16 protein-coding genes and 1 pseudogene are annotated in these 8,889 nt (G+C 41.2%); 4 read left to right on the forward strand and 13 right to left on the reverse strand.

The window, feature by feature from the left end:
- The 3 genes from PVV60_RS08625 to PVV60_RS08635 all read right to left on the reverse strand — a co-directional run.
- A partial coding sequence (locus PVV60_RS08625) for a hypothetical protein (RefSeq protein ID WP_273724306.1) occupies positions 1–203 on the reverse strand: 203 nt, incomplete at its 3' end.
- On the reverse strand, positions 136–363 hold the full coding sequence (locus PVV60_RS08630) for a hypothetical protein (RefSeq protein WP_273724308.1): 228 nt from the start codon (positions 361–363) through the stop codon (positions 136–138). The genes PVV60_RS08630 and PVV60_RS08625, both read right to left, overlap by 68 nt.
- Complete coding sequence (locus PVV60_RS08635; protein WP_273724309.1) at positions 360–1,022, reverse strand: lysozyme; 663 nt, start codon at positions 1,020–1,022, stop codon at positions 360–362. The genes PVV60_RS08630 and PVV60_RS08635 overlap by 4 nt, the downstream gene beginning before the upstream one ends.
- A gap of 159 nt (positions 1,023–1,181) precedes the next feature.
- On the opposite strand from PVV60_RS08635, the gene PVV60_RS08640 reads away from it, so the two are divergent.
- The 4 genes and pseudogenes from PVV60_RS08640 to PVV60_RS08655 all read left to right on the forward strand — a co-directional run bounded on the left by PVV60_RS08640 (position 1,182) and on the right by PVV60_RS08655 (position 2,484).
- Positions 1,182–1,484: a type II toxin-antitoxin system RelE/ParE family toxin gene (locus tag PVV60_RS08640; protein WP_212113015.1), complete on the forward strand. Its 303-nt coding sequence runs from the start codon at positions 1,182–1,184 to the stop codon at positions 1,482–1,484.
- A complete protein-coding gene (locus PVV60_RS08645; RefSeq protein WP_011180241.1) occupies positions 1,471–1,791 on the forward strand; it encodes an addiction module antidote protein in 321 nt (106 codons plus the stop codon). The genes PVV60_RS08640 and PVV60_RS08645 overlap by 14 nt, the downstream gene beginning before the upstream one ends.
- A 45-nt stretch (positions 1,792–1,836) precedes the next feature.
- Positions 1,837–2,161 (forward strand): annotated as a pseudogene (locus PVV60_RS08650) (type II toxin-antitoxin system RelE/ParE family toxin).
- 11 nt (positions 2,162–2,172) lie between these two features.
- On the forward strand, positions 2,173–2,484 hold the full coding sequence (locus tag PVV60_RS08655) for a DNA-binding protein (protein WP_273724318.1): 312 nt from the start codon (positions 2,173–2,175) through the stop codon (positions 2,482–2,484).
- Positions 2,485–2,529: 45 nt separating this feature from the next.
- Here the strand turns inward: PVV60_RS08655 and PVV60_RS08660 are convergent, their stop codons facing one another.
- From PVV60_RS08660 to PVV60_RS08705, 10 genes are all read right to left on the reverse strand, one after another.
- Positions 2,530–2,808 carry a hypothetical protein gene (locus PVV60_RS08660; RefSeq protein WP_273724319.1) on the reverse strand — a complete coding sequence of 93 codons (279 nt, stop codon included), beginning with the start codon at positions 2,806–2,808 and terminating at the stop codon, positions 2,530–2,532.
- Positions 2,805–3,530: a phage regulatory protein/antirepressor Ant gene (locus tag PVV60_RS08665; RefSeq protein ID WP_273724321.1), complete on the reverse strand. Its 726-nt coding sequence runs from the start codon at positions 3,528–3,530 to the stop codon at positions 2,805–2,807. The genes PVV60_RS08660 and PVV60_RS08665 overlap by 4 nt, the downstream gene beginning before the upstream one ends.
- Positions 3,531–3,838: 308 nt before the next feature.
- Complete coding sequence (locus PVV60_RS08670) at positions 3,839–5,149, reverse strand: phage late control D family protein (protein ID WP_273724323.1); 1,311 nt, start codon at positions 5,147–5,149, stop codon at positions 3,839–3,841.
- Positions 5,146–5,370, reverse strand: a complete 225-nt coding sequence (locus PVV60_RS08675) for a tail protein X (RefSeq protein ID WP_273724325.1) — start codon at positions 5,368–5,370, stop codon at positions 5,146–5,148. The genes PVV60_RS08670 and PVV60_RS08675 overlap by 4 nt, the downstream gene beginning before the upstream one ends.
- Positions 5,367–5,747 (reverse strand): phage tail protein, encoded by a 381-nt coding sequence (locus tag PVV60_RS08680; protein ID WP_273724327.1) that lies wholly within the window; start codon positions 5,745–5,747, stop codon positions 5,367–5,369. Before PVV60_RS08680 ends, PVV60_RS08675 begins: the two co-directional genes overlap by 4 nt.
- A gap of 5 nt (positions 5,748–5,752) precedes the next feature.
- Positions 5,753–7,777, reverse strand: coding sequence for a phage tail protein (locus tag PVV60_RS08685; RefSeq protein WP_273724329.1), 2,025 nt, complete (start codon positions 7,775–7,777; stop codon positions 5,753–5,755).
- Positions 7,774–7,845, reverse strand: coding sequence for a GpE family phage tail protein (locus PVV60_RS10870; RefSeq protein ID WP_081485993.1), 72 nt, complete (start codon positions 7,843–7,845; stop codon positions 7,774–7,776). Before PVV60_RS10870 ends, PVV60_RS08685 begins: the two co-directional genes overlap by 4 nt.
- Before the next feature lie 38 nt (positions 7,846–7,883).
- Positions 7,884–8,171: a phage tail assembly protein gene (locus tag PVV60_RS08695; RefSeq protein ID WP_273724330.1), complete on the reverse strand. Its 288-nt coding sequence runs from the start codon at positions 8,169–8,171 to the stop codon at positions 7,884–7,886.
- A 2-nt stretch (positions 8,172–8,173) separates the two neighbouring features.
- The gene (locus PVV60_RS08700) at positions 8,174–8,680 is read right to left on the reverse strand and encodes a phage major tail tube protein (protein WP_273724331.1); all 507 of its coding nucleotides are present in this window, start codon (positions 8,678–8,680) and stop codon (positions 8,174–8,176) included.
- A partial coding sequence (locus tag PVV60_RS08705) for a phage tail sheath C-terminal domain-containing protein (protein WP_273724333.1) occupies positions 8,680–8,889 on the reverse strand: 210 nt, incomplete at its 5' end. The genes PVV60_RS08705 and PVV60_RS08700, both read right to left, overlap by 1 nt.

The following is an 8,889-nucleotide window of genomic DNA, read 5'->3' on the forward strand; positions in this document are numbered from 1 at the left end:
CCATGTTTCCACCCACATACGCGTTCACCTAGATTATTGTGCTTTAAGATCTCTCTTGCTAAGTTTGAACTGATGGCGTTCAAATCTTGCCGGCTTAAATAAATTGGCAACCAGCCAACACAAGAAGGAACATATTTATTTGTCGCGCAACCAATCAGAGAGAGCAGCACGCACATCAGCATCACTTTTTTGATTAATTTCATTTTCTACCTCAAGCCGTGTTGTGGCTGCTTTTAAAGCTTTTTCTGTTTGCTTTTGTTGCTCTGCTTTTTTCCCAAGAGTAAAAGCTCTTGCTAATGCAATAAAAAAAGCGGCTAAAGCCGCGCCTGTTATCATCAGATTTCTTTTCATCCATAAGATCATAGGCGGTGCTCCTGAAAGCGTTTAGCAACAAAGAAAATACCAGCACATGCCGCTAAAATCATAATGGTGGCCAAAGCCCATTGGATTGGTCCATTTCCTGCCAATAAGCCACCAAGCCCAGAAAAAGAGCCAATAATCGGTGCAAGGGCTTCTGCTTTGAAAAACCCCGTTGGTGCTTGCGTTTCTACTGTTTGATAATTGGAGGAAACATAAGCCCCTTTTGCCCATAAGCCTGTTTCTGCCGCACGCCGGTGTGCGAGACCTTCAAGACACTTTCCGCCTGCTTTGGTCCATTTCTGTAGCTCTGCAGGGACAGCTTCATATTCACCTTGATTGAGCTTTTTTAACAGTGTCGAGTTACAAAAGGCTGCTGTTCCTACATTATAGCAAAACGACACTAACGCCGCGAATTGTTCATCCGTTAATGAAACTGTAACAGCGCGTTCAACAGCATTTTCAAATTGTCTTAAATCTTGGCAAAGAAGTTCTTCTGCTTGCTTTTCAGTGATTGTCATGCCTTCGTAAATAAAAGGTTTCCCAGCACTGTTTGTATGTCCATAACCTATTGTCCATACCCCAATGGCATCTTTATAGGCGTTCAAACGCAAACCTTCCCATTGTTTGATAAGTGCAAGTCCTTCTGATGATATTTTTCGCATATGATTCTCCATAAAAAAAGCCTCGCAAAAAGCAGAGCTGGATTAAAAAATTGACATCTTTCTCATTCGGAAAGATAGCTTGTTAAAATTCATGTCGCTTTTTCATTGGAACAAAAGAATGTATTTGACATTATAGAAATTGTATCTTATAAGTTACAGATGTTTACAGTATACAAAACAGAGCATTTTATAAAATGGTTAGATTCTTTAAAAGATGAGATTGCGCAAGCACATATTGTTAAACGCATAGCAAGAATAGAAACGGGATTTCTTGGAAATGTAAAATTTTTCCGTGGAATTGGAGAGTTAAAAATACATCATGGTCCTGGCTATAGAATCTATTTTGTAAAACAAGGTAAACAAATCATTTTGTTATTAAATGCGGGTGATAAATCCACACAACAAAAAGATATCGAAAAAGCTCTTCAATTAGTAAAGGAAATGAAACATGGAAATTACTAAATTTGACACAAGTGAATATTTCAAGACACCTGAGACACAAAGGATTCTTTTAGAAGATGCTCTTGAAAGCAAAGATAGTAAGTATCTTGCTCATGCTCTTGGTATAATAGCAAAAAACCAAGGAATGAGTAAAATCGCTCAAAATACTGGACTATCAAGAGAGTCTCTTTATCGTTCTTTAAGCGATAAAGGTGATCCGCGCCTTTCTACTTTTCTTAGTGTGTTAAGTGCATTAGATTTACAAATGAGTTTAACACCTATTCAAAAGAATTGTAAGGAGCAAAAAGCTTTAGAAGAGGCTTCTTAATCATTTTTTTCTTGACAAATATTCGTTTATAAACGAATATACATCATGTTTGAAATACGTCACTACCTTACTTCTGATGGCAAAGACTTGATAGCTGATTGGCTGCGAAAGCTTCGTGATATGCAGGCTAAAACTGCAATTATTCGCCGCCTTAATCGTTTAGAGCAAGGAAACTTTGGCGATTTCAAGCCGCTTCGTGATGGTGTCTATGAACTGCGTATTAATATTGGTCCTGGCTACCGAGTTTATTATGCTCAGTCTGGAAAGACTGTATTATTGTTATTGTGCGGTGGCAGCAAAAAAAACACAAGACACCGATATCACTCGTGCATGTGCTTGTTGGTACGATTGGCAAAACCGTGAAGATTAAGGAGTTCAAAGATGAAAGACCGTAGCCATGATGATGCAATGGCAGAAATATTTCATAATGACCCTGAAGTAGCAGCAGCGACCCTTGATGCAATCCTAGCAGATGGTGACCAGGGAGAACTACTTGTTACACTTCGTCAAATGGCAAAAGCCTATGGTGGTGTTCAAGCTGTAGCTAAAGCAGCCAAACTGAATCCTACACAACTTTATCGTACACTTTCAGAAAAAGGTAATCCAGAGCTCCGCAGCTTGAATGCTTTACTGCGTACCATGGGGTTTCGTTTAGCTGTACAGCCTCTTGAACGACCAGTTTCACACGTGTAACTTTTGTGTCCCTTCCCCACCTTTAAAGATGGGGAAGGGAGGTACTTAAGCAACCTTTTTAATGGGGTTGTCTAAATTTGGTTCATAAGTTCGCAACAAAGAATCCATACGATGTGGAAGTTCTGAAGCTCCAAAATCTGTAAGAATTGCCAAAATCTTTGTAATATTAGGCACGTCATTTTGAAGTTTTAAAATCAAAGCTTTTTCTACCAAACTCATGATGTTAACCAGAGCTGTACACTCTTTTTCATTAATATTTTCATCATTAGAAAACTGATACAAAGCTATCCATAAATCGCATAAAAAGTTAGTATCTATTTTCATTGCACACCTCCATGGATTTGCTCTCTCAAACAAGCTAATCCTTTTGGTGTGATTTTCGTTGAAGGGAGCACCTTTTCTGTACCATCTGGTCGTTGGATAGTAATAGCAGGGCAATCCATGAAACCTTTTTTGATTTTATCCTGGTAAGGTAACAGAGGCGCTCCTGGAGCCCGTCGATACACCCAATCATGTTTACGCAAGTAATCCGTTAAGTCCTTTGGTCGCACCTCTAACATCTTTGCTGCTTCAATAAGACCAAACAAACCATCAGAGCGTTTTAAACCATCAAGTGCTTCTGCTTTTGGTGCTAATTCGGCAATGGTGTTATCCTTTTGCTCGATTTGGCTTTGTAGATGTCTCAAAAAGCCTATCATTGCTTGTGGACTTGAATAGTCAATTTGCGGTGTAATAACTTGCTTTTCCAATTCTTGCCAACGGTCAATGATTTTAGCTCGTAAAGCAGTGCTGTAACCAGAAACAAGAATTAAACATTCACGTTTGGGGAGGTTATAACAGTTTTGAGGCTTTCCCTGCTTGTCTAAATAGGTGCCCCCAAATTTGGGGAGACCTCCTTCATGGTATAACTCTTCAAGTATTCTCTTGATATCTCGCATCACATGATCATGTCTTTTACTACATAATTCGGCAATTTCACGACTAGACATAGTTTGAGGGATAGCACTATTAGCAGTGCTTCCTTTAATTTCTATAAGAGTGTTCATGATGAACTCCTATTGGTTAGACGTTTTTGATTGACACTTTTATAAATAAAGTGCCGGGTGCTCAAAAACACGGCCAATAGTCCGTCGTTATGCTTTCCCCATAAAGGGTATTGTATAGCATAACCACACCCGACAAAGTCATTATATGCGTGTAACATACAATGAGTCAAAGCCTTTAATGTGCGGAGAAAAGATTGTTTCGGCAATCTATCCGCTATTGGTTTAAGGTGTTTTTGAGGCACCTGATTCGATTATTCATATTGTCACTACATTGTCAAGCAACTTTCTATAATTTTTTGATATTTTTGCTAATTGATATCCTCTTCGTCCATATGGATAACGCCGTCTCCTTCGTTGCATGCGTTTGGTGGAGCGTTTGGATCAAGAGTGTCGTCTTTGTCTGGTGTTGTGTTTGCAACGTTTCCAGCCGCATCTTCTTGCGCTTTATCAAAAAGTTCGCACTCTATTTTTGTGGTGTAACCACCTGTTTTATCAAGTTTGTGCTTAACACTTTTGATGCGCCATTCTGCTGGAATATAGGGGCGGAAAGGGGGCTCTTGAACAAGCTTTGCTTCTGCTTGTACAAACGGATCACCACCGATATCACATGAGAAAGAAGACTTACCGCGTGATGATTTATTGCGATAAGCAGCAATGGCCGCAACAGCCTCTGATTGGTTATGGTAGGTATATTTGAGTTCATGAAACGGCGGGTTACCAACTTTGACTTCTTTTTTTTCACCACTGCGTAAGTCATGATAGGTTGCGAGAACACCACCTTTTTTCTCTTTGTCTTCTTCTTGTTTTTCCGATTCTTTTTCTGCTTTTTCCGATTCAGATGATGGTGTTCTGTCATTGTCATCCATATGAATAAAGTTTTCATCATCATCAATCTCTTCTGGTTCTCGTGCATCAGCAGCGGCTTTTTGGTCGTCCCCCACATCCGTTTCTAAGCCATTGGCTGCACCTGCTTCATCCCGTGCGCTGTATTTAAAATCCCAAGAGGTGCAATGTTTTTCATGGATAACAACTATGGGGAGTGTTTCACCGGTGATGGCTTTGCCTTCACCCCGTTTGGCGAGCACAAGTTTGCCATCAACGGGCTTTGCTACCGCATCATATTCTCCTGCAAGACGTGTAGCAAAAGCCATATCGCTTTCTGATGTTTGATCAATATGACGCACAACGATTTTTGCAAGATTGGAATCGATCTTTGCTGTATAGCCATTACGCTCTGCTATCTCTTGAACAATACTGCCAAGGGTTTGCTGGTGATAGGATTGGCTTTTTGGGGTTCTATAAGACGTGTTCATTGATGCAGCGCGCCCTGTAACACTTAAGCTTTGTGGTGGACTGCTTACAGAGATTTCATCTATCAGATAGGCTCCCATATCGCGGTTTTTCCCGCCTTCATAGCCAAGTGTTATGGAAATAACCGTCCCGATAAGAGGAATATCTAAAAAGCCGTTATCGCTGTCACGTGCGCGGTCATCAAGCTCTATAGTGATACGATCACTTTTGTTTTCTGCTTCATCGGTAATTTCAATTGATAAAACATAATCCATAAGCGTTTTGGTGATGTCTTCTCCATTTGCCAGAACCGTGCAAAAAGGTTTCATGATTTGCTACCCCAAATTCTGATCACTGGTGTGGCTTTCGGATAGGGGAGGGTTGGTAAGAGTATCGTGATGCCTGCTTTTAAAATGGGTCCATAGTCTGCAAGTCCAAAATTCGCTGCATAGACGCGTTCAACAGCAAGTGCTTGTTGACCTTTGGCATAGTATTTCCAGCAAATGGCATCTACCATATCGCCATCTTTGGTCATATAAAGGTCACTCATAGGTCTTCACCATATTCTCTTAATTTTATTGTAAATTCTTGTTTTTTGGGGGTGCCATTATGATGAAAAATGCTTTGTTTTTCCTCTACGGAAAGAATGACAAACTTACCTAAGATTTTGCCTTGACCGGTCACAAGAATGTGAGGTCCCATATGCGCTATTTGTCGTAAATATTCGAGCTGTCTGTGACCACCTTTGAAATCTGGATAAATCACGCCTGCTAAAGAAAATTCCGCATTTGCAACAGCAGGTAATTGAAGAGCAGCTTTTCGCCCCAATCGCCCTTGCTCCACCCATGGAACCCCATAAGACATATCGAGGGTTTGATAAGCTGCTGTTTCAATGGAAAAGATAAAACCACCCAAAGCTAACATCATGGTATTTAATCCGAAAGGCTAGAGGCTATGGCTAAACGTTGCTGTTTTGCATAGCGTTCAAGTGCTTGATTGACAGCGTCTCTGATTTCGTCCTTGAGACCATTTGGTACTGAAATATTGAGATTTGTAATGGTTACACGGGCGTCTACTTCAACGGGCTTGTGAACCGTAATAGGCTTTGGAGCTTTAAAGGCACCCGCTTTTGCATTTGTTGCCTGCATTTGTCCTGTTTCAACGACACTTGTATTAAAACCACTCTTGCGTTTTTCAGCTGGGGTATTTGTAACCACTGCTGTGTCCAGCATTCTTTTTGCCCGTGCATTGGTCTCATTGGTAAAGGTTTTAATGGTCTGGGTTGAAGTTTTGTTGATTGAAACATTAAAGCCTAACTTTTCTTTCACCCAATTAGGCATCCAGCTGGTTAATTTATTCATCATATTGCTAAAACCGTTATACAGATCATCCCATTGGCTTTTGATACCCTCCCACAAGCTACCAATGAGATTGGCACCAGCTTCCATTAAATCAACGCCAAGCAACCATTTAATGAGTTCATTGATTCCTTTTGCTATCCAAGAGAGCGGTGAAAAGTTTTTAAAGAGCGTCAAGAGGTTATTGAAAATGTTACTGCATAAGCTGTAAAAAGAATCCCATAGTTTTCCTAAGAAGTTTATTACGGTATTCCAGTTTTTGTAGAGTAGATATCCAGTAGCAATAAGCACTGTAATACCACCTATTATCCAGCCTATGGGAGTAGACATCATGACGATGCGAAGCGCGGCGAATGCTGTACCAATTACAGCTAATGATGCAACCAACCGGAAATCTATTTCATCCCAGTATTTACAAAGTGCGATAACTGCTGCAATACCACCAAGTATCCACCCGATAGGCGTCGTCATCATAGTATAGCCAAGTGTGACAAACGCTGTCCCCACGGCTGCTAATGCGGCAATGAGTGGACCAAAAATGAATGAACCAAGTGCCACAAGTCCTACCTTAAAGAGGGTTATTTCACCAATCAACGGCTCCATCCATTGAAACCAGCCTTTAATCCTCTCTGTGAGATCACTGATACCTTTTCTCAAATCAGAGGTAGGATTAAGCAAATCATTAAAGACTTTTCTTAAGGTTTTAGCCCAGCTCGCAACGGTTGTTTGAATGAGATCACGGTTTTCATCAATCAACTTTGAAAAACCGTCAATCATGTCATTGATCACGGGCATGAAGCGTGCTCCAATAAAGCTCGCGATACCGCCTATTTTTTTCTTAAAAGCACCAAGCTTGTCACTTAAATCTGCTGCATAGCGTGCAACATCGGCACCTATCAGCCATTTTCCTTTCCGCGCCTTTGCAAACAGCTCTTTTATGGGCGCCATGCCTTGTGCAAGCATGGTAGCCATTTCTTTACCATCACCACCAAACAACAGAGCAGCAATATGCTGTCTTTGTGCTTGATTTTTCATCTTACTCATCTTGTCGGTAATTTCTTCCAACAAGACAGAAGTGGATTTGAGTTTTCCAGAAGTGTTTTTGACAGAAATGCCAAGCGCTTCAAAGCCCATCATGCCTCTTTTTTGTCCAGCATAGGCTTGTGCCGAACGCCTATTTAAAACCGCTAAGGATTGTTGAAAGAGTTCGGCGGAAGTGCCTGAATTATCGGCTGCATCACCCCATAATTGAAGTGATGCAACACTCATATTTAAATGGCGTGAGGCATGGTGAAGACTATCCCCCAGATGCATGGTTTTCATGGTGAGGGCAGTTACACTTGCCACAAGCCCCCCACCAGCAAGCCCTAAAACACCGGTAAAGACCGAAGCACGGCTTGCCGCCACTCCAAGAGCACTTTGAACACCTTTCAAACTTGACGTCATGTTTTTGACAGCAGCAGAAAAGCGCGGAATACTCAATCTCAGTGAGAGTGTTTTTGACAACGTATCGAATTGCTTTTGTACACGTTTAAGAGGCGCGGTGAGTTCGTCTTCAAGAGACAATTTCACCTTTGCATCGGCAACTTTTTCACTCATTTTGTCTTATACCTTTCTGCTGCTTGTTTTCGCCAGAATATGAGTTCTTGTGGTTCCATTTCCATCATCTCTGAAAGGGACCAATGGAACACAATGGCAATATCGGCTATGAGTTTTGCGGCGGTTTCCCAGTCGAGGTATCCCGCCGTTTGGTAAAAGACTCCAAAATCTCTCCAAGATTTGCCATGTCGCCGCCATCAAGTTCCCCAACAGCTTCATATGGCCATCCCGAAAGGCGTGCGATCATAGTTACCACCTGATCAGTGCCTTCCTTTTTATCAATGGCTTGCATGTCTTTTACTTTGATGCGCCGTAAGGTAATTTCGGTGTGTTCTTTTCCTTCAAAGGTAACCGGTACAAGTAATTTATGTGTAATGCTTGTTTGTACTGTCATTTTCATAATCCTATGTTTTCTCTATGATCTGCTAATTGATTGACGCCATTAAATTTTCTGATGAGGTTTAGGACGTCTATCTCAACGATTTCAACGTCTTTCTGGACATATTTGAAATACTGTAATGTGAATGTTGCTGTGGATGTTGCTTTGCTCCCCGGTTGCCATTCTGCCATTTCAAAGCCTTTGCATAGTCCTCTCATGGTAATGACAACACCTTCTGCAGGTGTGCCTTGCGCTTGCATTGAACTTCGTAATGAAATGTCGACATCAGTGCGCCCCAACAGTGCCATCAACTCTGGAGAGCAATCAGAAATGGTCATGGTGAGAATGAGAGTTTCAAGACCAAGGTCAACTTCAATGGAGGAATCCATGCCTCCGCCACGATAACTTTCAACAACCAAGTTCAAATTCGGTAATGTTACGCTTTCACATTTTGCTTGATAGGGAATGCCGTCGACAAAAATGTTAAAATATTTCAAAACTCTTGGTAAAACGGGGATAGCCATTAAAAAATCTCCTCTAAATAATCATTCACAATGCGTGAACGGAATGTGATGTGTTCTGCTGGTGTTGTTGGTGTGAATTCGACATTGAAATAGACTCTGCCGCTTTCAATAGCGCTTGCTGTATTCAACTCTAGATCAGGTGTACAACGCCCACCAAGAATGGCGCCTTGTGCTTTTAAATCACGCAAATAGGCATTGACGCTTTCACT

Origin of the sequence: Bartonella sp. AU18XJBT (assembly GCF_028618595.1) — a bacterium.
GTDB lineage: Bacteria > Pseudomonadota > Alphaproteobacteria > Rhizobiales > Rhizobiaceae > Bartonella.

Bases quoted from the DNA above. Each gene is read 5' to 3' on its own strand.
- PVV60_RS08630 (WP_273724308.1), bottom strand. From the start codon at position 363: ATGATCTTATGGATGAAAAGAAATCTGATGATAACAGGCGCGGCTTTA.
- PVV60_RS08635 (WP_273724309.1), bottom strand. From the start codon at position 1,022: ATGCGAAAAATATCATCAGAAGGACTTGCACTTATCAAACAATGGGAA.
- PVV60_RS08640 (WP_212113015.1), top strand. From the start codon at position 1,182: ATGTTTACAGTATACAAAACAGAGCATTTTATAAAATGGTTAGATTCT.
- PVV60_RS08645 (WP_011180241.1), top strand. From the start codon at position 1,471: ATGGAAATTACTAAATTTGACACAAGTGAATATTTCAAGACACCTGAG.
- PVV60_RS08655 (WP_273724318.1), top strand. From the start codon at position 2,173: ATGAAAGACCGTAGCCATGATGATGCAATGGCAGAAATATTTCATAAT.
- PVV60_RS08660 (WP_273724319.1), bottom strand. From the start codon at position 2,808: ATGAAAATAGATACTAACTTTTTATGCGATTTATGGATAGCTTTGTAT.
- PVV60_RS08665 (WP_273724321.1), bottom strand. From the start codon at position 3,530: ATGAACACTCTTATAGAAATTAAAGGAAGCACTGCTAATAGTGCTATC.
- PVV60_RS08670 (WP_273724323.1), bottom strand. From the start codon at position 5,149: ATGAAACCTTTTTGCACGGTTCTGGCAAATGGAGAAGACATCACCAAA.
- PVV60_RS08675 (WP_273724325.1), bottom strand. From the start codon at position 5,370: ATGAGTGACCTTTATATGACCAAAGATGGCGATATGGTAGATGCCATT.
- PVV60_RS08680 (WP_273724327.1), bottom strand. From the start codon at position 5,747: ATGATGTTAGCTTTGGGTGGTTTTATCTTTTCCATTGAAACAGCAGCT.
- PVV60_RS08685 (WP_273724329.1), bottom strand. From the start codon at position 7,777: ATGAGTGAAAAAGTTGCCGATGCAAAGGTGAAATTGTCTCTTGAAGAC.
- PVV60_RS08695 (WP_273724330.1), bottom strand. From the start codon at position 8,171: ATGACAGTACAAACAAGCATTACACATAAATTACTTGTACCGGTTACC.
- PVV60_RS08700 (WP_273724331.1), bottom strand. From the start codon at position 8,680: ATGGCTATCCCCGTTTTACCAAGAGTTTTGAAATATTTTAACATTTTT.